Here is a 25,615-nt window from a genome sequence, read left to right as displayed (position 1 = left end):
GTCTCCTCAAAAGGGATTAGTCGCGGATGGCGAGGTCGAGGATGAGCCGGGCGTTCTCCACAACGGCGGGATCTATGAAGCGCCCGTCGGGGTCGAGAACGGCCGTCTCCCCGGCCTCTGCGGACGTTTGGGCCAAGGCCACAACGCCCTCGGCGCGCGACACTTCCTCCGGAGTGGGAGTGAACGCGTGATTGACGACGTCGATCTGGCGGGGGTGGATCACGGTGCGTCCGAAGAAGCCCTGCCGCCGTCCCTGGAGGCTGCTGCGGCGCAGGCCGTCAAGATCGGCGACGTCCGTGTAGACGCTTTGGACCGGAGAGGCGAGGCCGTGGGAGCGGGCAGCGGTGACAATCCAGCCGCGCGCCCAGTCCAGTCCTTCGGGCGACACCCGGAGGTCGGCGGCCAGATCCGCTTCGCCCAGGGCCAATCCTGTGACTCGGTGGTGGGCTCCGGCAAGCTGCGTGGCATCCCGCAGGGCGGACGCTGATTCGATCAAGAGGTGCATGTCGCAGTCCAGGATGTCGGCAGCCCGGGCGATGGCTTCGGGGTCCTCTGCCTTGGCGATGCGGACCCCGTCGGGCTTCCGGCCCTGCCACCCCAGGCTTTCCAGCTCCTGCGCTGACCACACGGAGTCCAGCGGGTTCAGGCGGACCCATACCTCCCGGTCCGCCGCGGAAGCCTCCAGGGCCCGAAGCGTGTTCTGCAGGGCGGTCGCCTTGGCCGGAGAGGGCACCGCGTCCTCCAGATCAATGATGACCGCGTCGGCGTCCGACCGCAGGGCCTTGGCAATCCGGTCCTCCCGATGGCCCGGAACGTACAGCCAGCTGCGCGGGATCATGAGGCCGCCTCGCGGCCGGCGCCCGGGGCGTTATAGCCGAGATTGCGGGAAACCCGGGACGCTGCTTCGAGGAGTGCTTCCTCGTAGCGGGCGCGTTTTTCTTCCGTCATCCGGTAGCTCGGTCCGCAGACGGAGACGGAGCCGACGACGTCGCCGTCTGCCGAGAACACTGGGGCGGCCAACGACGCCGCGCCCTCCTGACGCTCTCCTTCCGAATGGCACATGCCCAAGGCGCGTGCTTCGCGCAGCGCCGCGCGCAGGGCGTCCGGATCCGTCACGGTGGCGGCCGTCTGGCGGGGAAGCGGCCGGGCGAGGATGTCTTCCTGCTCCTCCTCGGACAGGAACGCCAGGATGGCGCGGCCGGAACTGCCGCTGTGCAGGTCGAAACAGCGGCCGATCTCGACCGTCATCTTGATTTCCTGCGTACTCTCAACCTGGTCGAGGTAGACCCGGCCTCCCGGGACCCGGGCCGACACCGTGGCGGTTTCGCCGGTCTGGCGCTGGAGTTCGACTAGCGCCTCCCGGGCGGCCCGCCGCAGCGGCGACGTGTCCAGCGCCCGGGCGCCGAGGGTGACTGCGGCCGGCCCGAGCCGGTACCGGCGCGTCGAGGCTTCGTACGTGAGGAGGCCACGCTCCACAAACGTTGACACGATGCGGTGCACCACGGCCTTGGACAGTCCCGTCGAGCGGGCAATCTCCGAAATGCCCAAGGCGCTGTTCCTTCGGCCAAAGGCCATCAGAACGTCTGCAGCCCGGGCCGCGGAGGTGGTCCCGCTGGACGTGGTTTGCATTGTTGGCTCCCTGCTGACGGAGTGTATGTCCTGACTGATTGCTTCCACTATTTGTACCGTCTACCGGAACGCTTGTCGAGGCCATGAGCAATAAGTTTCGCTGGCTATCGGCTGGGTTGATCCAAAAAACCCTTGCGTCCGGCAAATTGATGGGGCAGAGTGTTCCACGACACAAACCAAAGATGTTCCGTCAGGCGGAACGGAGAGCGAGGTGAGATGTCCGAGTTTGATTTCGATCTGGCCGTGGCCGGCGCCGGCGGCGGCTTGATCGCCGCCCTGCGCGCCGCCGAGCTAGGCCACAACGTCGTCGTCATCGACGCCGACGAACAATTCCTGCGCGGCAACAACACCTCGATGTGCACCGCCATGATCCCGGCCGCCGGGACCAGATGGCAGGAAGAGGCCGCTGTGGAGGACACTCCCGGGCGCTTCCTCGAAGACATTGAACGCAAGACGGAAGGTAGCGCCGACCAACGGCTGGCTGACGCTCTGACCCGGGCGAGTGCGCCAATGGTCACGTGGATGGCGGATACGCTGGAGCTGCCACTGGAGCTGGTGACCGACTTCCGCTATCCGGGCCACAGCGCGGACCGTTGCCACACGATCACGGGCCGCCACGGGTCAACCCTGCTGGCCCACCTCGTCGAGCGCGTCCGGCGGCATGACCGCATCGAACTCATCACGCCAATGACGCTCCAAGAAGTCGAAGTCACCGGGGGAGCCGTGTCCGGCCTTGTCGCCTCCACCCCGGACGGTGCCCGCGACCGCCTGGCAGTGCCGGCGGTGCTACTGGCCACCAATGGTTACGGCGGCGCCCCTGAGCTGGTGAAGCAGTGGATTCCGGAGATGGCGGGCGTCCACTACCACGGCGGTTTTTACAGCCGCGGAGACGCCCTGCGCATCGGGACGGCCCTGGGAGCCGGCACGGCGTACCTCGACGCCTATCAGGGCCACGCAGCCTTATCGGCCTCCAGCCAGACCTTGGTCGGCTGGGCCACCGTCCTCCACGGAGGCCTCATCGTAAATGCGGACGGACGCCGTTTCGCGGACGAGACCACCGGCTACTCCGAATTCGCAGCCCTCCTCGCCGCACAGCCGGACCAGACCGGCTGGATCATCATCGACGAGCGCATCGAACAGCAGTGCCTTGCCTTCACGGACTTCCGCCAGGTTGCCGAGAGCGGCGCACTGCTCCGGGCTGACGATCTGGCAGCCCTGGCCGAGCGCATCAGGGTGCCTGTGGACACGCTCATCGACGAGGTCGAAGCCGCAGGGCGGGCCGCGCGGGGCGAAGAGGAGGACCGGCAGGGACGCAGCGATGAACGCCGTCCGTTGAACGGCCCCTTCGCAGCGGTCCGTATTGTTCCCGCCCTCTTCCACACCCAGGGCGGCCTGGTGGTTGACGAGCACGCCCGGGTGCTCACACAGAAAGACCAAACACCAATCCCGGGTCTCTACGCCTCCGGCGGCGCCGCATCCGGCATCTCCGGGCACGGAGCCGCCGGGTACCTGGCCGGCAACGGTCTACTCACCGCGTTCGGCCTGGCCTGGCTGACCGCGGAGCATCTCGGGCCCCGAGCCTGACCGCCGCACCGGCGCCCCACACCTTTCCAACAACACATCATCAGGAGTTCCTCGTGAGTACTTTCCTCATCAAAAACGGCACCGTTGTGCGGCCCGAGGAGAACGCCCCCGCCGACGGCGAATATTTGGACATTCTCGTCACCCACGGCACCATCACCAAGATCGGGCCGGACCTCTCCGCCGACGACGCGGAGGTCATCGATGCCGCCGGCAAACTGGTGTTCCCCGGCGTGGTCGACGCCCACCAGCACTGGGGCATCTACAACCCGCTGGGTGAAGACACGGTCACCGAATCCCGGGCGAGTGCCCAGGGCGGCGTAACCTCGGCAATCACCTACATGCGTACCGGCCAGTACTACCTCAACAAGGGCGGCCCCTACTCCGAGTTCTACCCCGAGGTGCTCGCCACCTCCGAGGGCAAGGCCTACATCGACTACGCCTTCCACCTCGCCCCGATGTCCAAGCAGCACATCGAGGAGATCCCGTCCCTCGTCGAAGACCACGGGGTGACCTCCTTCAAGATCTTCATGTTCTACGGCAGCCACGGCCTCCACGGACGCTCCACCTCGCAGAGCGAATTCCTCATGATTCCCGAGGACGAGAACTACAACCTGGCCCACTTCGAGTTCGTGATGCGCGGCATCCAGGCGGCCCGGGAAAAGTATCCCGAGCTGGCGCCGCACATTTCGCTGTCGCTGCACTGCGAGACCGCCGAGATCATGAGCGCCTACACCAAGCTGGTGGAGGAGGAAGGCACCCTCACCGGGCTCGCCGCCTACAGCGCGTCCCGGCCGCAGCACTCCGAGGGCCTCGCAGTGACCATCGCGTCCTTCCTGGCCGACGAAACCGGCCTGCCCAATATCAACCTCCTGCACCTGAGCTCGGCCAAGGCGCTGAAGGCCGCCATGAAGATGGCCGAAGCGTTCCCGCATGTGGACTTCCGCCGCGAGGTGACGATCGGGCACCTGCTGGCTGACATCGACACCGCCCACGGCCTGGGCGGCAAGGTCAACCCGCCGCTGCGTCCCCGCGACGACGTCGAGGCCCTGTGGGAGCACATGCTTGCCGGCAACATCGACTGGGTGGTCTCCGACCACGCCTGCTGCAAGGACGAGCAGAAGTTCGGTGACGACCGCGACGACATCTTCGCCGCGAAGTCAGGATTCGGCGGTACCGAGTACCTGCTGCCCGGACTGATCACCGAGGGACGCAAGCGCGGGCTGTCTCTCCGGCGGATCGCCGAACTGACGTCCGCGAACCCGGCGGCCCGCTACGGCCTGCCGGGCAAGGGCCGGCTGGTGGAAGGCGCCGACGCCGACATCGCGATCGTGGACCCCGACGTCGTCTGGACCGTCCGAGCGGAAGACTCCGAATCCACCCAGGAATACACGCCGTTCGAGGGCTTCGAGCTTGGTGCCAAGGTCACGGACACCTTCGTCCGCGGCCACCGAGTGCTGACCGACGGCGTCATCACCGGCGAACCAGTCGGCCGCTACCTGCAGCGCCCGTACCTGTGAGCGGCAACGTGTACGGCGACGTCACCGAGACTAATCACGGACCGCTTCGCGGGCTCAAAGTCCTTGATGCATCGACCATCCTCGCCGGCCCTCTAGCCGCGCAGATCCTGGGCGACTTCGGCGCCAACGTCATCAAGATCGAGCACCCCGCAAAGCCGGACGGCATGCGTGGCCACGGGCTGGACAAGGACGGAATCCCGTTGTGGTGGAAGATGGTCAGCCGCAACAAGCGGACCGTTACCCTGCACCTCGGGACCGAGGCCGGGCAGGAAATCTTTCGCGAGCTGGCCGCCACGGCCGACGTCGTCGTCGAAAACTTCCGGCCGGGCACCTTCGAGCGCTGGGGGCTGGGGTACGACGTCCTGTCGAAGGACAACCCCGGTCTGGTGATGCTGCGGGTCAGCGGCTTCGGCCAGCACGGACCGTACTCTTCCCGGCCCGCGTTCGGAACCCTGGTCGAATCGATGAGCGGCTTCGCGCACCTCACCGGCGAACCGGACGGCCCGCCCACGCTCCCGGCCTTCGGGCTGGCCGACTCGATCGCCGGGGTGGCCGGCTCCTCCGCCGTCGCCATGGCCCTGCTGGAGCGGGACCGCAACGGGGGCGAGGGGCAGGTCATCGACCTGGACCTGCTCAGCCCGATCATGACCGCCGTCGGGCCGGCCGTGATCTACGCCGACCAGCTCGGGATCGACCAGGACCGCACCGGCAACCGCTCGCAGAACAACTCGCCCCGCAATCTCTACCGGACCAAGGACGATCACTGGGTGGCGATTTCGACCAGCGCCCAGGCCATCGCCGAACGGGTCCTGCGCCTGGTGGGGCACCCCGAAGTGCTCGACGAGCCCTGGTTTGCGACCGGCCGGCAGAGGGCCCAGCACGCTGAGTTGCTGGACGAATACGTCGGTACCTGGGTCGAACAGCGCACCCGCGACGAAGTGATCCAGGAATTTGAAGCGGCCGGGGCGGCAGTGGCGCCTGTCTACCGGCCCAGCGAACTGCTGGAAGACGAACAAATTGTTGCCACGGAGATGATCACCCGAGTCCCCGACCCAGACCTTGGATCGGTCCGCATGCAAAACGTCATGTGGCGGATGACCAAATCCCCGGGCTCCATTCGGCACACCGGACGAGCGCTCGGTGCCGACACTGACGAGGTCCTGACCGCCCTCGGACACGATCCCTCCGAACTCCGCGATCTTCGTGAGCGCGGCGTCATCTAACCCCTAGGAATCCTATGAAAACGCGTTGGTTTACGATCTGCATTGTCCTTGGGCTGGTGCTGGTCAATTACATTGACCGCAGTGCCATCTCGTTCGCAGCGACGCCGATCCGGGAGCAATTCGGCATCTCCGCCGCCGAATACGGCATCATCAGTTCGGCGTTCTCCGTCGGTTATATGATCTTCGCACTGCTCTCCGGCCCCCTGGTGGACCGGTTCGGCTCCCGCAAGGTCCTGATCTGGGGCATGCTCGTCTGGGCGGTGTCCTCCGCATTGACCCCGGCGGCCGGCGGATTCATGGGGCTGATCCTGGTCCGGATCGTGCTCGGTGCCGGCGAGGCACCGTGCTTCCCCGCGGCCACCCGCATCGCCAGCCGGTGGCTCCCCGCCCAGGAACGCGGCAAGGCTCTCGCCCTGGTGGGCGGCGTGGCCGTCTCCGGCAGCCTCCTGATCGGCGGTCCCATCCTGACCCAGCTGGTATCCCTGACCGGGTGGATGGGCATGTTCTGGATCCTCGCCGCCGCCGGCGTGCTGTGGGTGCTCATCGCCGTCCCGTACCTGAAGAATTCGCCCAGTGAGGCGGCTTTCTGCTCGGAGGAGGAGCGCGCCTTCATCAAGAGCGGCCAGACCGAAGGCGAGGACACCGGCCGGGAAGAAAAGATGGAGTGGGGCCCGATCCTGCGCAACCGGAACCTGTGGATCGTAGGCCTGGGCTACTTCGCCTGGGGCTTCATGTTCTGGGCGTTCATGTATTGGCTCCCGCAGTACCTACAGGCCGGGTTCGGGCTGTCCCTCAAGGCCGTGGGCGCGTTTTCCGTGGCGCCCTGGGCGGCCGGCGTCGTGGGCGCCCTGGTCGGCGGTGTGCTGGTCGACCGCATCTACAAGCGTACCCAGCAGGTCCGCTCCCGCTTCACCATCATCGGCGTCGCCCTGCTGCTCGCGGGAGCCTCACTGGTCCCGCTGCTGATCATGCCCGTCACCTTGACGCTCGCCCTGGTCTGCATCTCCCTGGGCGTGGGCTTCGGGTTCATCACCGGGGGCATCTGGTGGGTGGCATCCATCGACGCCGCGCCCAAGCAACCGGGCACCGCCGCCGGCTTTGCTGACGCCTGCTTCGCGCTCTCCGGCATCATCGCCCCGAGCGTCATGGGCTTCATCGTTTCCGCATCCGGGAGCTACACGGGCGGGTTCATCATCATGGCCGTCCTCTGCGTTATCGCCGCAGCGGCGCTGCTCTTCTTCACCAAGGAGCCGGTGCGCGTTACGGCCGACGAGGAGCTAAGCGTACCTACGCACGGCTAACCCCTCCGAAAGGCGCAGATGTGGAGGTGTGGGACCGTTAGCGGTCCCATGCCTCCACGTTGCTTTTCAAATATCCGCGCGTTTCCCGTCGAACCGGGGCAGAGTTGTTCGTAGTAAAGGTGAGCGGCCGCCCAGGAGGGGCGCCCCAAACCGCAGGAGATGACCCGAAATGCAGTATTTGCTGTCCGTGATTCACGACCAGCTTGAGCTCGCGCCGTCGGACGAGATGGCGGCCATCGACGAGTTCAACGACCGGCTCCGGGCCGACGGCCACTGGGTTTTCGCCGGCGGCCTCGGATTCCCGGATACGGCAACCGTCATCGACAACCGGGGTGAGTCCGCCGTGGTCACCGACGGGCCCTTCGTGGAGTCCAAGGAGTACCTCGCCGGCTTCTGGATCATCGAGGCGCCCGACCTCGACGTGGCGCTGAAGCTCGCCGCCGAGGGATCGAAGGCCTGCAACCGGAAGGTCGAGGTGCGGCCGTTCCTGTGAACGCACCCGACGTCGGCGGCGCCGTCAGCCAGGCCTACCGGGAGAACTGGGCCCGGGTGGTCGCCGCCCTGGCCCGCCGTTTCGGGGACCTCGACCTCGCGGAGGAAGCGGCGGCCGAGGCGTTCACCACCGCCGTCGAACGCTGGCCGTCCGACGGTGTCCCGCCCGACCCCGGCGCCTGGCTGACCACCACGGCCAAGCGAAAAGCCATCGACCGGCTCCGGCGCGAAAACAAACGCAACACCAAACACCAGGAGGCCCAGTTGGTCTTCGACGACGACCCTCCCGAACCGCTCGGCACCATCGACGACGACCGGCTCCGGCTGATCTTCACCTGCTGCCACCCGGCCCTCGCGCTGCCAACCCGTGTGGCCCTGACCCTGCGCATGGTCGGCGGCCTGACCGTGCCCGAGATCGCCCGGGCCTTCCTCGTACAGGAAACCACCATGGGGCAGCGGATCACCCGCGCGAAGGCCAAGATCAAGGCCGCCCGGATCCCCTATCGGGTGCCGGCCGCGGAGGATCTCCCGGCGCGCATCTCCGGCGTGCTCGCCGTGCTCTACCTGGTCTTCAACGAGGGCTATCTGGCCACGGGCCCGGACACCGGCCCCGTCCGTACCGACCTGACCGCCGAGGCCATCCGGCTCACCCGCCAGCTCCGGGCCCTCTTGCCGGACGACGGCGAGGTGGCCGGCCTGCTGGCCCTGATGCTCCTCACCGAGGCCCGCAGCGCCGCCCGGATCTCGGCAGGCGGCGAACTCGTCACCCTAGATGAGCAGGACCGGAGTGCCTGGGACAGGACGCTGATCGCCGAGGGCCACCGCCTGGTGCGGGAGCGGCTGGCCTCCGGGAAGGCGCCGGGGCCGTACCAGCTCCTCGCGGCCATCAATGCCGTGCACACCTCTGCCCGCGATATCCACGAGACCGACTGGTCGCAGATCGTCGCGCTCTACGACCAACTGGTGGCCCTCGACCCATCGCCGATCGTCGCGCTCAACCGGGCCATCGCGGTAGCCGAGCTTGACGGGCCGCACGTGGCCCTGGCCGCCGTCGAGCGGCTGGGGCCGGACCTGGCCGGCTACCACGCCTACTACGCCACCCGCGCCGAGCTGTTGCGGCGGGCCGCACAGCGGACGCGGATGCGGCGTATGAGACGGCCATCGAGCTGGCGGGCAACTCCGCCGAGGCCGCCACCCTAAAACGCCGCCGGGACCAGCTGGGTAGTTGAGCCGGATTTACCCCGAGGCTGTTACCGTTTGGGTGGCCCACTGCGGGTCATATTCAGCGTGCTCGGAAGGCAACTCCCATGGCAATTGACCTCGATTGTTCCACCTGCCTTACCGACGAATACGTCGTGCGCGTCGAGATGCTGTCGGGGACGCAGCGGAGGCTCAAGTGCGAGCACTGCGGATTTGAGTGGCTCCGCGGCGAGCCGGAGCGGCAAAAGATCCCCTTGCCAACACTTGAGGACATCAAGAAGCGGTTCCCGAAGCCCGGGGACGTCGATCCCGTGAAGCTCGCACGGGCCAACGAACTCAAGTCTGAGTTTCTCAAGCGGGAGCCCGAGCCTGAGCCGAACGTCGCCCCGTACTGGGCCAAGTACCAGCAGGTGTTCAGCGCCGAGGGCTTACCGAACGCGGACCCTCTGGATCTCAAGGCCTTCGCCAACTCTAACGTTGGCGCCAACCCAGGTAACATGTCCGTCTTTAATGAGGCTTGGAATGAAATGGGGGCCGAAACCGGCGCGGCGCAGGTCCGCAAGGCAGTCGAGTATCTGCTTCGGGGCACGTCGCCGGCCGATTTGGAGGACCGTCTCACCGCCCTCATCAAGGACACCACACCCTTCTCGATGAAGGGGTTCAAGGAGTCGCTGCTGACTAAGGTTCTGTGCATCGTCGACCCCGAGAGGTACCTGACGATCCTCATGTACACCGGCGTGGCCGGTAAGCGGGAGATTGCACGCTCACTCTGGGGTCTCGAATTGCCCGATCCCGAGCGGGTCGACTGGACGATCGGACGTCTCATACTCTGGAGCAACGACCTGCTGCTTGCACTTCTCGGCGACGGATTCCGGCACCAGCAGCACGCTTCCGAATTCCTGTGGTGGGCCAAGGACAAGGCCTAGGTTCTGACTAGGCCGGGATGAATTCCATCCGCCAATTCGTCTCCCAGGTGTTTCCGCCGTCGTTGGAGAACGCTTGTTCCCACCTCGGATTCTCGGTCGTTGAATTCCAGGTAAACCGCACCCGAATAGGGGTGCCGTCCAGATTGTCGTCCGCGAAGAAGGTCCCAACGCCGGAATCGAATTTGCCGACGACGGGCGTGTCAAGGGTGCCGGGACTGCGGCCATCCAACCACCAGATAGACCACGTCCCGAGGTCTGGCGAGTACGACCTGATGGCGATCGCACGTGCATCGCCGCTGGGGAATCTCAGGAGGTTATCTTCAAGGTTTCCGTATCCGCCGAGCGTCTTGGAAGTCGACGACAGGCCTGTGAACTCGGTCCATTCGGTGCATGCCGCGAAGAGCTGGTTGAGTCGTTCGTGCCGCACGGCCCAGGTTCCGATGATGAAGTCGAAGTCGGTCGGGCTGTCCTCTAAGGCTTCCAGTGGCACTGATGCTCCTTTGTGGGCGAATATACGTTCGACATACTCCCACCACGGGATGATTCTGTCCCCCTATTTGAGGGCCGGACACGGCGGTTATTTCAAGCTGTGGGCCCAGCCAGGACCTTGCGCGGCACTGTGCGGTCCGCGAGGATGAACGCCATCCGCCATCCTGCGAAGAAGGAGCCCGCCCGATGACCAAGTATCTGATCTCGTTTCCGAGTGCCGCCATGGTCTTCCCCGAGGAAGAGCTGCAGGCCGTTGCTGACGCGGCGCACGCCGTCGTGCAGGAGGCCAAGGACGCCGGCGTCTGGGTCTTCGGCGGCGGCATCGACGAGAGCGTTCCGCCCGTCATGGTCGACGCCGACGGGACGGTCCGCGAGGGGACCTACGCCCAGACGGCGCGGCTTGAAGGGGGCTATTCGGTGCTTGAGTTGCCCTCGTATGAGGCGGCCTTGGAGTGGGCCGCGAAGATCGCGGCCTCCTGCCGTTGCGCGCAGGAGGTGCGCGCGTTCCAGTACGACCCGGCCAGCTGATGGTGACGCCGGCGCCGGCGTCACAGGGTGGCCCGTGCCAGACTTTCAGCCATGGAACCCATGGATTGTTTGGTCATCTATGTCCCCACTGAAGCTGCGGACGCGGTCCGGCGGGCCATCGGCGACGCCGGGGCGGGCAGGCTGGGCAACTATTCGCACTGCTCGTTCAGTCTTGACGGCACCGGGCGGTTCACGCCTCTGCCGGGCGCGACCCCGACCATCGGTGCCGTCGGTTCCCCCGAAGAAGTCCCTGAGACCCGGATCGAGGCCATCTACCCGCGCGCCCGGCGCAACGCCGTCGTCAGCGCCGCGCTGTCCGCGCACCCGTACGAGACGCCGGCGTTCATGACCTTCCCCATCGACGCAAGCCTGCCGGACGAGACTGGGTGAGCAGGTATGTCGAGCTGCCTCAGCGAAAGGGCTAGTAGTTGCTCTAGGCGCTGGCTGTCCTGTCTACGAGTGCCAACACGCGAGTCGGGCTTCCGCTCCCGCCGACGATAGGCAGGGGGCATACGACCAAGACAGCGCCGACGGCAGGCAGCCTGTCCAGGTTCTGCAGCGATGTGATGCCGTACTTGTCGTTGCCGAGAAGGAAGTGGTGGGCAGGGAAGGGCGGGTCGAGGGCTACGCCGTTACCGGCGTCGATCCCAACGGTTTCGACACCGAACCCGGTGATATTGGTTTCCTCGGCGAGCCACTTCGCGCACTCTGCGGAGACTCCGGGCGTGTGTGATCCTGACTCATCCAGGTTCAAGAACTGCTCTTCGTTCCGTGAGTATTTGTCCCATCCGGTCTTAAACAGCACCCAGGCGTGGTCGGGAATGGCGCCATGCCGGGATTCCCAGTTCTTGACGTGGGAGATTTCCAGCAGGAAATCCGCATCGTCGGCCGCTTCCGCAGTGAAATCCAGGACGACGGCGGGCCCAATGAGCCGCTGCACCGGAATTTCGGAGACGTCATAGCCATCTTTGCCGGTCACCCAGTGGATGGGGGCGTCGAGGTGGGTGCCAATATGTTCGCCGGTGTGGATGTTGTTGTGGCGCCAAAATGGGCCGGGCTCGTTGTACGCACTGACTTCGTCGAGGCTGAAGTCAATGAGGTTCGCAAACGGTGCCGGAAGGCGCAGCGCGGGCGTGCTGCTGCTCAGTGGAGCCGTGAGATCAATGATTTCGATGTCTCCACGCACCATTGCCTGCAGGGCCTCATCCAGCCGAGTCGTACCTGTCGTAGTCACGAGAACCGCCTTCTGTCGTACAAATTTTTGACGATCGTCACCGAACTGCCATGCGGCGATTTGGACCACAGTACCCAGCGACACCCACCCCGTCAATGGGCGCGCCACTTCCGCGGCGGGATGGTCCCGCCGGCCGGCCGCCCTCGACTGCTAGTAGCTTGGCGGCGTTACCGCGGTTATGAAAACCGTGGGCTCGTTGCTGATGTTGAGCAGCCTGTGGGGCAGTGTGGAATCAAAATGGCAACTATCGCCTGGTTCCAACGAAATGTTTTCGCCCTGGATTTCGACTTCAAGAAGCCCTGAGATGACGACGACACATTCTTCGGCGGGGTGACTCCAGGGCTCAAGGCTCGACGCGCCACCCGGGGCAAGAGTTCCCCGCAGGACTTCAAGCTGACCGTGACCCGCCGACTGCCGGAGATAGGTGATGTTCGTGGCGGGGGACGTTATTTGCACCTGGTGCCCCTTTCGGAGCACCGTCACCCTGCTCCGGTCGGCGTCATCTTGATGGAACAGCTGGAAAAGGGGCAGGTTGAGGACCCGGGAGATCTTTCGCAGGGTCTCGAGGCTCGGGTCGGTCAGTCCACGTTCAACCTGGCTGATCATCCCCTCGGAAAGGCCGGACTGGCTGGCCAGTTGGGAGAGTGTCATCCCTTGTTCCGTCCGAAGCTCGCGTATGCGCAGACCATCCATTGTGTTCCCTTCCGAACCTGAGATATTCAGTGACACTAAATAACTATTGACCACACTAAAGTTCGTGCATATTGTCAGCTCATGACGACGAAAAAATTTGCGGCACATGACGGCGGCTCCTTCGACCCCGCCGATTTCCGGCGGGAGTTCCCCCCGCTGACCAACATGACGCATCTGGCAAGCTGCAGCCAAGGCGCCCTGTCGGCCCAACTAACTTACAGCCTGCTCGACATCGCCGGCTCACTGCAGAACGCCGGAGCCCCGTGGGAACTGTGGATGAACAAGGTGGAAGAAGCTCGGGCGCGCTTTGCGCGATTCATCAATGCTGAACCCAGTGAGATCGCCATTGTCAGTTCGGCGTCCGAGGGAGCGTACCAAGTCGCTTCTAGCCTCGATTGGAACAACCGGACGGGCATCGTCACGTCCGCACTAGAATTCCCCTCCGTGGGCCACGTGCTTCGGGCGCAACAGGCGCAGGGTGCAAAAATCAAGTCGGTCTCCGACCGATTTGAGGCTTTGGAGGTTGGCGCCTGGACGAACGCCATCGACGAGTCAACTGCCCTGGTTTCAGCTCCCCTTGTTAGCTACCACGACGGAGCCCGGCCGCCGCTTGCCGAGATCACTGCGCTCGCCCATGGGAGCGGAGCCCGGATGTTTGTCGACGCTTACCAAGGTGCAGGCGTTGTCCCAATCGATGTCAAGGCAATGAATTGCGACTACCTTGTGACCGGCTCACTCAAATACATGCTGGGCCTGGCCGGCATTGCCTTCCTGTATGTCAAGGACGGCATTCGTTCGGAGCGGGACGCGGAACTCACGGGCTGGTTCGGCCGTGTGAATCCCTTCGCGTTTGACCCGGAAATGGTGGACTATCCCACGGATGCGCGCCGATTCGAAGCTGGCACCCCTGCCATTCCGGCCGCCTACGCCGCCGTCGCAGGCCTTGGGCTGCTGGAGCAAGTCGACCAGGTTGCCGGATTTGCCCACGTCATGCGGCTTGCCGACAAGCTGGCTGCCGGAGCCGAGGCCGCAGGCTTTGCGGTGAGCCGATCGGCAAACAGCGATCGCCACGGCCCGCAGGTGGCCATCGTTGACGATGACCCAGTCTCACTCGGCGCATGGTTGCATGAACGCCGCATCATGACGGCCCCCAGAGGCGAGCTTCTGCGCATGTCCCTTCACTACTACACCTCGGACGCCGACATCGATGCAGCTATTGAGGCTTTGACGGAATACCGCTCGTTATAAGAGCACCGACCCGGGCTGTGGCAGAGTCCGTTACCGCCGTCGGGCCCTCAAACGGGAGTAACCGATTTTTGAGCCCAGCTTCACCGACGGCGCTTGAAACAATGCATTTCCCCAGATTTCCCGAGAAAACAAGGAGGAATACGTCATGACGGTACGCGAAACATCTGCCCCCCTGGAAGCGAACACCCATGGCCTGCAGCGCCGGCTAACAGGCCGCCAGCTCGGCATGATCGGGTTGGGCGGAGCCATCGGCACCGGGCTATTTCTGGGATCCGGGCTTGCCATCTCGCAAGCTGGGCCATCGACGATCATTGCGTACGTGGTGTGCGGGCTCGTCGCCCTCGTGATTGCATGGGCACTTGCCGAGATGGTGGTCGTTCACCCAACTGCGGGGGCATTTGGCGTTCTGGCTCACTCTTACATTGGCCGGTGGGCCGGGTTCGTCGTGCGGTGGACGTACTGGGCTATTCAGTGCATTGCCATCGGGGGCGAAGTGATCGCCGCCGGAATCTTCGTCAGGTTCTGGTGGCCGGAAATCCCCCTCTGGCTCACAACGGTTGTCTTCTCCATCGCCATCCTGGGTGTGAATGCATCGGCCGTTAAGTTGTTCGGCAAAGTCGAGTACTGGTTCTCCATGATCAAGGTCAGCGCCATTGTTGCCTTCATCCTCTTGGGTGTGGCCTTGATGGTCTTCGGACTTCCAGGGCGCCCGTCCGTCGGCGTCGAAAACTTGGTTTCCAACGGTGGCTTCATGCCTAACGGCGTCCAAGGACTGTTGCTCGCCATGGTCTTTGTGATTTTCAGCTTCATTGGCACCGAAGTCGTTTCCGTTACCGCTGCGGAATCTGAAAACCCGGCGCGCGACGTGGTGAGAGCCACGAGGTCGATGGCACTCCGTCTTGCACTGTTCTACGTCGTTGCGATAACGATCGTCCTGGCGGTCGTGCCGTGGACTGCAACGGCCCAGGTGGGCAGCAACATCCATGCCAGCCCCTTCGTGTTGGTCTTTGAAGCCGCCGGCGTTCCGGCTGCCGCCACGATCATGAACTTTGTCGTCCTGACCGCGGCGCTATCTTCCGCCAACGCCAACCTCTACCTCACGTCCCGCATGCTCCATTCGCTGGCGGCACATAGGTACGCGCCGCAGTGGACCGGGAAATTGACCAAGGGCGGCGCCCCGGCTTTGGCGTTGATCCTGAGCTCGGCAGGAATGCTGCTGGCAGCCATAATCTCGGTGGTCGCGGCCGACAGTGCGTACTTGGCTCTCTTCGGGATCTCGGTCTTCGGCGCGCTCGTCGTCTGGATTCTGATTCTGATCACCCACATGCGATTCCGTATCGTTCGAGCTCGTCATAATCTCCCCAAGTCGCCCGCAAGGCTAAAGGGCGCGCCAGTGACCACCGTGCTGGCGGCCCTGTTCCTCACCGCCGTTCTGGTCTCCACGACTTTCATCGACGGCCTGACGTGGACGTGGATGGCGGGAGTCCCGTTCTTCGCCCTGCTCCTGGTCGCGTTCTACTTCGTCGATAAGCGGACACATGCTGGTGGTGATCGCTACGACCCCCTGCGGGAGGAAGTGGCTCGGGCTAACGGCGTTTCGCCTGATTCCAGCCTCGCGCCCGCCATAACAGGCACGGATTAGAAGCAGGCATTCTTAGCCGGCATCTAGTGAAGAAGGCTCCCGGTGGACAGCCGATATGCACTAACGCTGTTCGCCGGGAGCCTTTCTCACGGAGTTCCCTGGTGCTGTCTCCCGCGGACGATGCGCAGCCTCGGACCTAGCGGCTGCTCACTTTCCCGAACAGCTTCGCAATCGGCGCGAGCACGATGGGACGCGCGGCGTACCAGCCGGCAGTGGTGATGGCGATGGCGGCCGCGAAGAGCCAGAACCCCGCCCAGTTCACCTGGTCGGTGCCCGCGAACATGTGGTTCAGATTGCGCAGCGCACCGGTCGCGAACACCAGGAACACGTGGATGAGGATGAACAGCACGAAGAACAGCATCGTGGGGAAGTGGATCGCGCGCGCCACCTCCACGGGGTAGGTCTTGTTCAGCGTCTTCGCGTTCTTTGGCCAGAACTCGCTCATGCGCACGCCCGTGATGGCCGCGAGCGGGGCGGCGATGAACACCACCAGGAAATACATCAGCTGCTGCAGGCTGTTGTAGTTCACCCAGCCGTTCTCCACGGGCCAGTCGAGGGTCATGTACTGCAGCAGCGCGGAGAGCGCGTTCGGGAACACCTCCCAGCTGGTCGGGACGATCCGCATCCAGTGGCCCGTGGCAAACAGAAGCGCCGAAAAGATGAGACCGTTGGCCAGCCACAAGATGTCGAGCGACTGGTGCAGCCACAGGGTGATGCTGATCTTCTTGCCGCCGCGCTTCGGCGTCCAGTACGCCGGCGGCTTCTGCTGGGTGCGCACCTGGTAGCCGGAGCGGATGATGAGCACCATCAGGAAGATGTTGAAGAAGTGCGCCCACTGCGCCCACCAGGGGAAGCCTGGCTCCGCCGTCGGGGGCAGCTCGTATTCGCCGGGGTACCTTTCGAGGAATTCCGGCACGCCCGGTAGCGTCGTCACACCGCGCGCGGCCAGCACCAGAATCCCGGCGGCGGCCACTGCGCCGACGGCGAGGAGCACGACGCGCGTGATCCACTGGGCCAGGGTGCGCGAACCGTAGAGCTTGGCCTCGGCCTTGGGAGCCACGGGCTTTGCGGGCTTTTCGACGACGGCGGGAGGCGCGGCCGCGGCCGCGGCGGCTGCTGCGGGAGCGGGTTCACGCGGCGCCGCTGGCGGCGTCTTGTCGGTAGCGGTCTCCGCGACGACGACGGCGGCCGGAGCGGCAGCTGGTGAAGGAGCCAGGGCAACGGGTTGCGGCACGGCCTCTGCCGCGGGAACAGGTGGGGCAGAGGCTGCCGGGGCAAGGCCTGCCGGCGGCCACGGTTCACCGCCGGGAACCCGGGGGAGTCCGCGTCGAAGCTGAGCGGCACCCGCCGTCGACGTGGCCGGTGCAGCGGCGGGCCCAGTGGCCGGCGCCGCCGTAGCCGGCGCTGCCTTCTCGAGCGGAGCAAGCGGCGCAAGCGGAGCAACCGGGGCGGTCGGTGCCGGAACGGCAACCGGAACCGTAGTGGGCTCGGCGACGGCGGCCGGAGCCGCGGACCGATTCGCAGCCGACGCCAACACCTCGCCCGCCGGCGGCCAGGGCTCGCCGCCCGGCACACGTGGCAGGCCACGGCGGAGCCGCGCGGCCACCCGGGTCACCGGGGCTGACGCCGCCCCTCCGCCGTCGTTCACGACAGCGACCGGAACGGACTGCGCCGCCGCCGGCACCGTGTCCTGAACAGCGGCCGTCGCCGCGCCCGCCGTGATGAGGTGTGCGGGGGCTTCGCCCGCAGGCGGCCAAGGCTCGCCGCCCGGCACGCGCGGCAGGCCCCGCCGAACGGACCCAGACTGAGTTGCCATCGCTATTTCTTCCGGGCCTCAAGGGCGCTGATGAGCTGGGGCACAACCTTGAAGAGGTCGCCCACCACACCAAAGTCGGCGATCTCGAAGATTGGGGCGTCCGCATCCTTGTTGATGGCGACGATCGTCTTGGCGGTCTGCATGCCGGCCCGGTGCTGGATTGCCCCCGAAATGCCGAGCGCGATGTAGAGCTGGGAGGACACGGAAACCCCTGTCTGGCCCACCTGCTGCGACTGCGGAACGTAGCCTGCGTCCACCGCGGCACGCGAGGCACCAATCGCGGCGCCGAGGGTATCGGCGAGCTGCTCGACGAGTGCGAACTGTTCCGCCGACCCAAGACCTCGGCCGCCCGCGACGACCTTCGCCGCACCGCGCAATTCCGGCCGGGTGGTGGCCGCGACGGCCTCCTCGAACGAATCGATCCGGGCGGCCTTCCTCCCGGAGGGCGTGACTGCCAGGGTCTCCGACGCCGGCGGCTGGGCCGCAGCACGGGCCTCGATGGAGCCCTGGCGGACCGTGATGACCGGCGGCCCGAACGTGGCCGTTGACGTCACGTCGTAGGCGCCGCCGTAGACCGAGTGGTGTGCCACCACGCCCTCGTCATCGCGGGAGACGCCGACGGCGTCAACGGACACCGCCGCGCGCGCACGGGCAGCGTAGCGGCCGGCCAGGTCCCGCCCGTTCAGGGAATGCGAGACCAGGATCGCATCCGGGCGCACCCGCTCGACGGCGGCGGCCAGCGCGTCCACGCCCGGCACGCCCAGCGCGGACGGATCCGGCGTCTCGGCAATCAGTACGTGCGCGGCACCAAGCGCCGCGGCCTCGGCGGCGGCGGCGCTCCCGGCGTCGGGGGCGGCCAACACCAAGGCAACCGGCGTGCCGGCGCCGGCGGCGGCGCCGAAGAGACCGGCCGCGGCCTTCTCGAGGTCACCGGAGGCCCGGGTTTCCACGACCACCAGGATTGCGTCAGGAGGGAAATCAGTCATGTCGTTGCTCCCTAAGCCAGTCGGTTTTCGATCAGGAACTCGGCCAGCTTCTCGCCGGCATCGCCCTCGTCGACGATCTTGACGCCCGCCGCGCGCGGGGGCTTCTCGGCGATGGTCAGCATGATCGAACGCGCCGCGTCCGGGTTGTCGGCCGTGATTCCGAGGTCTGCGAGCGTCAGCACCTCCAAGGGCTTCTTCTTCGCGGCCATGATGCCCTTGAAGTTGGGGAAACGCGGCCCGGGAAGCGCCTCGGTGATGGAAATGACCGCGGGCAGGTCCGCCGATACCTGCTGCACGCCGGATTCAACGCCGCGGGTCCCGGACACCCCGCCGTCGCGGATCTCCACGGAGCTGAGGCCGCTGGCCAGCGGCACGTCCAGCAATTCCGCAAGCATCGCGGGGATCATGCCGCCGGATCCGTCGGTGGAGACGTTGCCGGCAATGACCAGGTCGAAGCCGGTGCGGCGGATTGCTGCCGCGAGGGTTTCAGCGGTCAGTCCAAGATCCGCACCCCGGAGCGCCTCGTCGCAGATGTGGATGGCGCTGCCGGCGCCCATCGCGAGCCCCTTGCGGATCGTCGCTGTCGCACCTTCGGGGGCGAGGGAGAGGACGGCGACGTCGGTGCCCTCGTTCGCGTCGGCGTACGTCAAGGCGAGCTCCAGTGCCCGCTCGCCGATCTCATCGATGACTGTTTCGCTGGCCTCCCGCTCGGCGAGGCCTGTTTCAAGGTTCAGTTTTCGGTCCCCGTAGGTGTCGGGGACCTCCTTGACTAGGACGATAATCTTCATCGATGGCTCTTCCTGTGGCGGGCATGTCTCCAGAGGCGACACGTCGGATCTCCATAGAGTCTACGAAAGTGGCGCCCGGCTTGGTTCATGGGGGTCGTGTCGTGCATTGTTCGGCCCTGGCGGCTTTTGGTTTAGAGGCGGTCGGGGCGGACCCGCACCGGCGCGAGCCAGGCGGTAAGTCCGACTGCGACGAGTGCACCGGCGCCGACGATAGCGGCGAGCACCACGATTTGGAACCGTCCTGCCTCCAGCGGCGAAACGCCGCCGAAGATCGCACCCACGAATGCGCCGGGAAGTGTGACGAGCCCCGTGGTCTTGGTTTGATCTACCGTGGGAACGAGCGCAGCTGAAATGGCTCGACGAACTTGGTCCGCGGTCGCCTGGCGTGGGCGTGCGCCGAGGGCGAGCCACCCTTCGACCTCTTCCCAGCGGTCGTTGACCAGCTCAACGAATCGGCGACCGGACAGAGTAGCGATGGTCATTGCGTTCCCGATCACAATTCCGCCGATCGCCAGAATGTACCTGGGCGTGAACGCGATCGCCCCGGTGGCGAACACCACGATGCCAGCGGCGAGGACCCCGGCGCCCATGCAGGCCGCCACGGGGATGAACCGTGCGCGGAGCGAACCTAGCCTATGTGCCGAGGTGCTTGCCGCAACGGTGAACATGACCGTTAGCGCAGCGGCGACCAGCCAGGGCGACTGGATGACACCTGACAGGATGAAGCTGATTACCGCGAGTTGCACTACCCCCCGGGCGACGGCGAACGCGGCCGACCAAGGGGCTGGCACCCGTGCGCTCACCAACACGATTGTCGCCACCCCGACGAGGATGACCACGCCAAAGGCGGTCCGGAACGACTCGTCGAACGTCACGCCGGTTTACGCCGCATCTGGGACTTGGTCATAGGGCGATTTTTGCACGCGTTGCACATGGGTCCTGGTGTCCAGTTCGGCGTCGAGACCATGGACGTTGGCCGGCCCCGGGCTAAGGCAACCGCGATGGGCGCAGCAGAGCCGCCTCGCCGGCGCGGTCCGGGTCAAGCGGCACGGGGCTGATCAGCACCGCCGGCCCGCGGTGCAGGGCGCCGTCCGAAAGCACCTGGCACCGCACGCCGCCCCGGCCCCGCATGGCCTTATGGGCGCCCGGGGCGAGCATCTCATCCATCCACGCGCACGGGTGCGCCGGCCGCCCGGCCCTGAACTGCACCAGCTCGCCGCGGGACTCAATGGCGAAGTCGTGGCCCAGAAGGGGCGGCAGCTGGGCGCCCCTGAGGTGCACGTTCCGGCGCGTCAGCAACGGGTCAAACGGGGCGGTCCCGAGCTCGGCGGCGATCGCCTCGAGGGCCTCGACGGCGAAAACGGTGACGGCGGCATCCATGTGCGCTGCCTTCCCGAAGAACCGGTCGCCGACGATGCCCTTGCCAGCCACGAACTCGGCCCGTTCGGCGTCCGTGGTGGGGACATCGGCTGCCCCCTCGCGTGCGCGGCCGAAGTAGGCGTGGGCCGGTGACACGAGCAGGTGCAGGACCTCGACGTCGTACCGGTAACTAGCCGTCATCCCACCAAAATACCGCCTCACGGAGACGGATCGGGACGAAATCCTCATGTGGTGGCCCCGGCAACAGGGCCACCATGAGCGTATGAATGCTGAAACGCCGAAAGCGGCGGAGCTGAGCCTTCCGCAGGCCTTCCTGCTGCTGGCGACGAAGGACCACGACGGGACACCCGAAATCCCGGTGTTCGCCCTCAGGACCACGCTGGCCGGGGCCATCCTGGCCGAGCTGGAACTGACCGGTGCCATCGAGCTGCAGGGAAAGCATGTCCGCGCCACCCGCAACACCCCGGCCACTGACTTCCAGCACGAGCTGGAGCTCATCCGCGGCAAGTCGCGGCCGCACACTCCCAAACGATGGGTCTCCATGCTGGAGGGCCGCGCCGAAGTGCAGCGTGTCTACGAGACGATGGCGTCACGCGGGATCGTGGAGCATGTCGGCGAGAAGCATCTGGCTCGGTTCCGCCCCGCGAGGTACCCGGAAAAGGACCATGCTCCGGAGGCGGCGCTGCTGGAACAGCTTGAGGCCGCCCTCAGCGGTCCGCCGTCGGCCCAGACGAAGCCAGATGTCGCGGCGCCCGAGGTCGCACAGGCCGCTGCGACGGCTTCGGCGTCGGGCACCGGCGAGGCGGAGCCGGGGAAGCCGGAAACCTCGGCGAGCGAAGCGGCGGGATCTGATGACAGGATCCTGGCGCTGATCGCCCTGCTGCACGCTGCCGGGCTCTTGGCCAAGCTCTTTCCGGCGGCAGATCGAGTCCGCGCGGACGAGCTGGCCAAGGACTACTGGCCTGCCCGGGCCGTGGAGGACGAACTTCGGCTCATCAGGCTGGCGCAGGAAGAAGCCGCCACCCTCTGATGGCCCCAGGCCAACCGATTAGAGTATCGACTCCGGCAGGCGAACGAATCGATCGGAGGAGAACGTGTTCAAGGCCCTGCTCTGCAAACTGAACATCCGGCACGATTGGCACGTCGAACACGCCGACGACGGCGCCTTGTACAGGCGTTGCAAACGTTGCGGCAAAGACGATGACGGCCGAGACGGCACGAGAGGCAACTTCGGCGCCTGGGCCGGGGGCTAGGGGGCGAGGGCGAGCCCCGTCGTCATAGTGTCAAGGAACCGGACGGCGCTCAGCCTTTGGGTACGTCAGGGCCGTCCTCCAGCAGGCCCCCGCTGGCCCAGCGGCGCAGGGCCAGCTTCTCGGCATCGTCGAACTCCATCAGCGCTACCCGGCACAGTTCCTCGACGTTCCTCGTCCATGCCGCCGCTAGCTCCCGGGCCGGGAGCTCGTCAGTGAGCGGAACCCCTGCGTACCCCAGGCCCTGGAGAACGAAGTTCACGGCCGCGCGGGAGACCGGTTGCCCTGCCGCGACGCAGTCGTCCCTCACGGCCTTGGCCAGCTCAGCCCGGGTGGCAAGGTGCTCGCGCAGTTTGGCCTCCAGCGACAAAAAGACCTGCCGGTACTGGCCGGACGACAACGCCGGCACATCGGTCACCCGGATGATCTGTTCCTCGATCGCAGGCCGGGTTTCCGCGGCCCCGGGCAGCAGGTCCGGTGAGAACCGCTCGGCATCCCAGACCCAGCCCGGCGAGGGGGTTGATGCGTAGGCGATACCCGGGCCGGCCTGGGCGATCCAGGCGCTGAACTTCCCGTGGCCGCCCCAGTCCGTCTTGAGGGAAGGATCTGCGGCCAGCGCGCGGTGCGCCGCCACGGAACCCGTGACCGGTCCCGGCGCAGCCCGCACGAGGGCGAGGACTTCCGCGGCGGCCGTCGTTGTGGGTCCGGCGGCGAGCGGGGCCGCCGGCTGGCTCGTGGCAGGTTTAGCTGAACGGACCAGCCGCGGGGCATCGGCCGCGGTCCCGTTGAGGATGGCCACGAAGTCGTGGGACTCCACTACGCTGTCCGCCATCTCCCGGTAAGCGAACGCCACCGCGCCGGCGGCGATCACCGTCGTCATCCGGTCCGCGGCGCGGAAGCGCTGGACCAGCGAGGTGAAATCCGCATCCGCCGAGGCGACAAAGAACTCTTCAATATGCGCCGCGCCGGACAGGGCGTCCATCGCGTCCAGCACCAGGTTGATGTCCGTGCTGCTCTTGCCCCGCTGCGTGAGGGACGGGCAATCGATCACCCGGAAACCCGCCCGGGTCCAGTACGGCCGGTACTTCGAGTAGATGACGGGGTTCAGGTAGCAGTTACGGATCAGGAAGCGCCGGGAGTCGTCGCCCGCGACACCGTCGGCCAGCGCCTCGGTCCAGTGCTTGGGATCCTCGGCGAACCTCTTGGCAGCCGCCGGGTCCAGTGCCTGCAGCCCGGTATAGACGTTGTCGAAGTCCACGAACATCGCGGCGCGGATCCCGGGCCGCCGGGACTGATGGAGAGGTTCGGTCATCGGCTTAGTCTGCCAGCACGACGGCGGAGCGGACCAGAAGTGAATCCGCGCGTTGCGCGGCCCGGCGTGCTCACGCGGCCGCAGGGACTTTCAAGGGCTCGACCCTGCCCAGCACGAAGAGGTAATTCGCGGCGCCAAGCAGCGAGATGCAGCCGATGACTGCCAGCGGCGCCACAAAGGATCCCGTCTGGTCAACTAGGACGCCGATCAGGATGGGCGTGAAAATGCCCGCCAGGTTGGATGCGAAATTCTGGAGTCCGCCGATGGATCCGACGTGCCGGGAGCTCGGGGCGACGTCGGCGGGCAACGACCATATCCCGGTGGCGGCCACCGTGAGGCTGGAGTAGGCCACGGACAGCAACGTCAGGGCCATCCATGCCTCGGGAACTATCGCGGCGAACATGATGACCGAGCCGCCGATCAGTCCGCCGGCGATGGCGGTCTTGCGTACCCCGGTGAGCGGGACGCCGCGCCGAACGGCGCGGTCGGCGACATAGCCGGCCAGCCAGCCGAAGGCTACTGCGCAGATGCCGGGAATGGCGCCGAAGATACCAAGCTTGAGCAGGTCGAAGCCGCGCTCCTTGACGAGGTAGCCCGGGAAGAAGGTGATGAAGAAGTAAATGGCGCTGTTCAGGCAGAAGAAACCGAACATCATGCTGAGGATGGTGCGGTATCTGAACAGTGACCGCCACGGCAGCTGGGCGGCGCCGTCGTCGTCGTTTGCTTCGCTCCGGGCACCGCCTTCCTGGATATAGGCGCGTTCCTCGGCATTGGCGCCCGGGTGTTCCTCGGGGTTGCGGTAGGTCTTCCACCACACTGCCGCCCAGATGACGCCGGCCAGCCCGATGATGATGAAGACGGCGTGCCACGAGGTGAACGCGACGATCAGCGTGACGATCGGAAGGGCAATGACTGCCCCCACTCGGGAACCGGAGTCCCAGATGCTGGTCGCGAAAGCCCGTTCGCGGACCGGAAACCAGGTGGCCACCACCTTGGCCGCGGTGCTGGGCGCCGGGCTCTCACCCACGCCGAGCAGGAATCGGGCAGCGAAGAGCGACCAGAAGTTCTGCGACAAGGCCGTCACGATTGTAAAGATGGACCACCACAGAGCCGCCAGGGAGAAGGATCTCCGCGGCCCTACCTTGTCGACGTACCACCCGGCGGCAAGCTGGCAGAAGTCGTAGGCCCAGAAGAAGGCTGCGAAAATCATCCCCTGCTGGGTCGCCGAAAGTTCAAAGTCCTTGCCCATGAACGGCAGCGCCACACTCAGGCTGGAGCGGTCCAGATAGTTGATGCTCAGCCCCAGGAACGCGAGCCAGATGATCACCCAGCGCTTGCGCGATCTGGCTCGGGGAGCCGCGGGCGGCAAGAGCGTAGCGTGCCTGCTGCCCACGGCAGTCATACGGTCTCCTTCGACATGGCAGAGGTTTCGGATGTGCGGGCACCTGGGCGCCTGGGCAGGAAGCCACGGACCAACCGTCGCCAAATCCATACCGAAATCTGGCTAATCATATAGAGGGTGCGGTCCAAAGGCAGATCCGCACGAGCAACCCTGCGACACATCCGACCAGGGGCCGTGGCTTATGATTCCCACAGCGACTCAGTTCAACCAGCCCAAAGAGGTAACCGCGTGCCCCCTCGTCTTCCGTCCGATTCGTCCAAAAGCAAGGCGGGCGTCGGCGATGTCTATGCCTCCATGCGGGCTTCCATCCTCAGGGGCGAAATTGAGCCCGGTGCCCGCATCAACATTGATGCGGTTTCCCGCAGCCTAGGCGTTTCGCAGACCCCGGTTCGGGAAGTTCTGCAGCGGCTCGAGGGCGACAACCTGGTGATTTACAGCCCCGGACGGGGCTACAGCACCACGCCGCTGCTGGATCTTGCGGAGTTGCGTGCCCTCTTCGAATTCCGGTTGCTGGTGGAGCCGTGGGCGGCCCGCTCGGCCGCCGTGGACCGGCTCGCCAACCCGGCAGCAGCGCTGGAAAAAGAACTGTCCGCGTTTCGCGCCACGATGGAAGCCGGGGGTGAGCTGCGGCAGGATCTCGTGGCCCACGACACCCGCTTCCACGACACCATCCTCGCTGCGGCCGGAAACCCGGTGGTGCGCCACGCCTTCGCCCAGACCCATTGCCACCTGCATACGTTCCGGCTGTACCCGGCAGACATCGACGGCGCGATCACCGCGGCCGAGCACTCCGCCGTGCGGGATGCCATTTCGGCCTGCCTGCCGGACCGGGCGGAACAGGCCATGGCCGAGCACATCAGGAACTCTTTCCACCGCTTCGCGCAGGCTTTTGAGGGCGCGGACGAGCTCCCGCCGCTTGAGGACAGCGGGCCTCCCAGAAGGCGCATCGTCGAGTGAAAGAAGCCCTGGCCAGTC

25 protein-coding genes and 1 pseudogene are annotated in these 25,615 nt (G+C 66.0%); 14 read left to right on the top strand and 12 right to left on the bottom strand.

The annotated features are described in order from the left end of the window. Nucleotides 1-16: 16 nt before the first annotated feature. Nucleotides 17-838, bottom strand: coding sequence for a CoA ester lyase (locus FFF93_RS14960; protein WP_138768220.1), 822 nt, complete (start codon nt 836-838; stop codon nt 17-19). Beyond that, on the bottom strand, nt 835-1,629 hold the full coding sequence (locus FFF93_RS14955; protein WP_138768221.1) for an IclR family transcriptional regulator: 795 nt from the start codon (nt 1,627-1,629) through the stop codon (nt 835-837). The genes FFF93_RS14960 and FFF93_RS14955 overlap by 4 nt, the downstream gene beginning before the upstream one ends. Before the next feature lie 216 nt (nt 1,630-1,845). On the opposite strand from FFF93_RS14955, the gene FFF93_RS14950 reads away from it, so the two are divergent. The 7 genes and pseudogenes from FFF93_RS14950 to FFF93_RS14920 all read left to right on the top strand — a co-directional run bounded on the left by FFF93_RS14950 (nt 1,846) and on the right by FFF93_RS14920 (nt 9,872). Beyond that, on the top strand, nt 1,846-3,213 hold the full coding sequence (locus FFF93_RS14950) for an FAD-binding protein (protein ID WP_138768222.1): 1,368 nt from the start codon (nt 1,846-1,848) through the stop codon (nt 3,211-3,213). Between the two features lie 53 nt (nt 3,214-3,266). After that, nucleotides 3,267-4,730, top strand: coding sequence for a dihydroorotase family protein (locus FFF93_RS14945; protein WP_138768223.1), 1,464 nt, complete (start codon nt 3,267-3,269; stop codon nt 4,728-4,730). Next, entirely contained in the window at nt 4,727-5,953 is a 1,227-nt protein-coding gene (locus FFF93_RS14940) for a CaiB/BaiF CoA-transferase family protein (protein WP_261375178.1), read from the top strand. Before FFF93_RS14945 ends, FFF93_RS14940 begins: the two co-directional genes overlap by 4 nt. A 14-nt stretch (nt 5,954-5,967) precedes the next feature. Beyond that, nucleotides 5,968-7,254, top strand: a complete 1,287-nt coding sequence (locus FFF93_RS14935; RefSeq protein WP_138768224.1) for an MFS transporter — start codon at nt 5,968-5,970, stop codon at nt 7,252-7,254. Nucleotides 7,255-7,423: 169 nt separating this feature from the next. Further along, nucleotides 7,424-7,747 carry a YciI family protein gene (locus FFF93_RS14930; RefSeq protein WP_138768225.1) on the top strand — a complete coding sequence of 108 codons (324 nt, stop codon included), beginning with the start codon at nt 7,424-7,426 and terminating at the stop codon, nt 7,745-7,747. Then, nucleotides 7,744-8,975: pseudogene (locus tag FFF93_RS14925) on the top strand (RNA polymerase sigma factor). The gene FFF93_RS14930 and the pseudogene FFF93_RS14925 overlap by 4 nt, the downstream one beginning before the upstream one ends. A gap of 78 nt (nt 8,976-9,053) precedes the next feature. After that, nucleotides 9,054-9,872, top strand: a complete 819-nt coding sequence (locus tag FFF93_RS14920) for a hypothetical protein (RefSeq protein ID WP_138768226.1) — start codon at nt 9,054-9,056, stop codon at nt 9,870-9,872. Between the two features lie 7 nt (nt 9,873-9,879). Here the strand turns inward: FFF93_RS14920 and FFF93_RS14915 are convergent, their stop codons facing one another. Beyond that, entirely contained in the window at nt 9,880-10,362 is a 483-nt protein-coding gene (locus FFF93_RS14915; protein WP_222424632.1) for a hypothetical protein, read from the bottom strand. A 185-nt stretch (nt 10,363-10,547) separates the two neighbouring features. Here FFF93_RS14915 and FFF93_RS14910 point away from each other — a divergent pair, with 185 nt between their 5' ends. Then, complete coding sequence (locus FFF93_RS14910) at nt 10,548-10,889, top strand: YciI family protein (RefSeq protein ID WP_138768227.1); 342 nt, start codon at nt 10,548-10,550, stop codon at nt 10,887-10,889. Between the two features lie 51 nt (nt 10,890-10,940). Next, entirely contained in the window at nt 10,941-11,279 is a 339-nt protein-coding gene (locus FFF93_RS14905; protein WP_395858396.1) for a hypothetical protein, read from the top strand. A 43-nt stretch (nt 11,280-11,322) separates the two neighbouring features. Here the strand turns inward: FFF93_RS14905 and FFF93_RS14900 are convergent, their stop codons facing one another. After that, on the bottom strand, nt 11,323-12,078 hold the full coding sequence (locus FFF93_RS14900; protein ID WP_138770343.1) for a cyclase family protein: 756 nt from the start codon (nt 12,076-12,078) through the stop codon (nt 11,323-11,325). A gap of 195 nt (nt 12,079-12,273) precedes the next feature. Next, nucleotides 12,274-12,852, bottom strand: a complete 579-nt coding sequence (locus tag FFF93_RS14895; RefSeq protein WP_222424631.1) for a helix-turn-helix domain-containing protein — start codon at nt 12,850-12,852, stop codon at nt 12,274-12,276. A 45-nt stretch (nt 12,853-12,897) separates the two neighbouring features. On the opposite strand from FFF93_RS14895, the gene FFF93_RS14890 reads away from it, so the two are divergent. Continuing rightward, nucleotides 12,898-14,064 carry an aminotransferase class V-fold PLP-dependent enzyme gene (locus FFF93_RS14890; protein WP_138768228.1) on the top strand — a complete coding sequence of 389 codons (1,167 nt, stop codon included), beginning with the start codon at nt 12,898-12,900 and terminating at the stop codon, nt 14,062-14,064. A 145-nt stretch (nt 14,065-14,209) separates the two neighbouring features. Continuing rightward, a complete protein-coding gene (locus FFF93_RS14885) occupies nt 14,210-15,706 on the top strand; it encodes an amino acid permease (protein WP_138768229.1) in 1,497 nt (498 codons plus the stop codon). A gap of 136 nt (nt 15,707-15,842) precedes the next feature. Here FFF93_RS14885 and FFF93_RS14880 read toward each other — a convergent pair whose 3' ends face one another. Next, nucleotides 15,843-16,940, bottom strand: a complete 1,098-nt coding sequence (locus FFF93_RS14880) for a cytochrome b/b6 domain-containing protein (protein ID WP_315851460.1) — start codon at nt 16,938-16,940, stop codon at nt 15,843-15,845. A 247-nt stretch (nt 16,941-17,187) separates the two neighbouring features. Here FFF93_RS14880 and FFF93_RS17210 point away from each other — a divergent pair, with 247 nt between their 5' ends. After that, nucleotides 17,188-17,400, top strand: a complete 213-nt coding sequence (locus tag FFF93_RS17210) for a hypothetical protein (RefSeq protein WP_315851459.1) — start codon at nt 17,188-17,190, stop codon at nt 17,398-17,400. A gap of 124 nt (nt 17,401-17,524) precedes the next feature. On the opposite strand, the gene FFF93_RS14875 is transcribed toward FFF93_RS17210, so the two are convergent. From FFF93_RS14875 to FFF93_RS14860, 4 genes are all read right to left on the bottom strand, one after another. Continuing rightward, entirely contained in the window at nt 17,525-18,508 is a 984-nt protein-coding gene (locus FFF93_RS14875) for an electron transfer flavoprotein subunit alpha/FixB family protein (RefSeq protein WP_138768231.1), read from the bottom strand. Between the two features lie 11 nt (nt 18,509-18,519). After that, nucleotides 18,520-19,296, bottom strand: coding sequence for an electron transfer flavoprotein subunit beta/FixA family protein (locus FFF93_RS14870; protein ID WP_138768232.1), 777 nt, complete (start codon nt 19,294-19,296; stop codon nt 18,520-18,522). A gap of 131 nt (nt 19,297-19,427) precedes the next feature. Beyond that, nucleotides 19,428-20,171 (bottom strand): ABC transporter permease, encoded by a 744-nt coding sequence (locus FFF93_RS14865; protein WP_138768233.1) that lies wholly within the window; start codon nt 20,169-20,171, stop codon nt 19,428-19,430. Nucleotides 20,172-20,283: 112 nt separating this feature from the next. Then, nucleotides 20,284-20,856: an MOSC domain-containing protein gene (locus tag FFF93_RS14860; RefSeq protein ID WP_138768234.1), complete on the bottom strand. Its 573-nt coding sequence runs from the start codon at nt 20,854-20,856 to the stop codon at nt 20,284-20,286. 82 nt (nt 20,857-20,938) lie between these two features. Between FFF93_RS14860 and FFF93_RS14855 the strand changes: the two genes are divergently transcribed. After that, nucleotides 20,939-21,706 (top strand): GPP34 family phosphoprotein, encoded by a 768-nt coding sequence (locus tag FFF93_RS14855; RefSeq protein WP_138768235.1) that lies wholly within the window; start codon nt 20,939-20,941, stop codon nt 21,704-21,706. A 272-nt stretch (nt 21,707-21,978) separates the two neighbouring features. Here the strand turns inward: FFF93_RS14855 and FFF93_RS14850 are convergent, their stop codons facing one another. Together FFF93_RS14850 and FFF93_RS14845 are read right to left on the bottom strand one after the other, a co-directional pair. Continuing rightward, a complete protein-coding gene (locus FFF93_RS14850; protein WP_138768236.1) occupies nt 21,979-23,238 on the bottom strand; it encodes an NYN domain-containing protein in 1,260 nt (419 codons plus the stop codon). A gap of 70 nt (nt 23,239-23,308) precedes the next feature. After that, entirely contained in the window at nt 23,309-24,640 is a 1,332-nt protein-coding gene (locus tag FFF93_RS14845; RefSeq protein WP_138768237.1) for an MFS transporter, read from the bottom strand. Between the two features lie 228 nt (nt 24,641-24,868). Between FFF93_RS14845 and FFF93_RS14840 the strand changes: the two genes are divergently transcribed. Then, nucleotides 24,869-25,597: a GntR family transcriptional regulator gene (locus FFF93_RS14840; protein ID WP_261375177.1), complete on the top strand. Its 729-nt coding sequence runs from the start codon at nt 24,869-24,871 to the stop codon at nt 25,595-25,597. Nucleotides 25,598-25,615 lie beyond the last annotated feature (18 nt).

This window comes from Arthrobacter sp. KBS0702 (assembly GCF_005937985.2).
In the GTDB taxonomy this organism is placed as follows: domain Bacteria; phylum Actinomycetota; class Actinomycetes; order Actinomycetales; family Micrococcaceae; genus Arthrobacter.
Note: the sequence above shows the minus strand (reverse complement) of the source record. Positions and strands in the feature narration are given on the sequence as shown.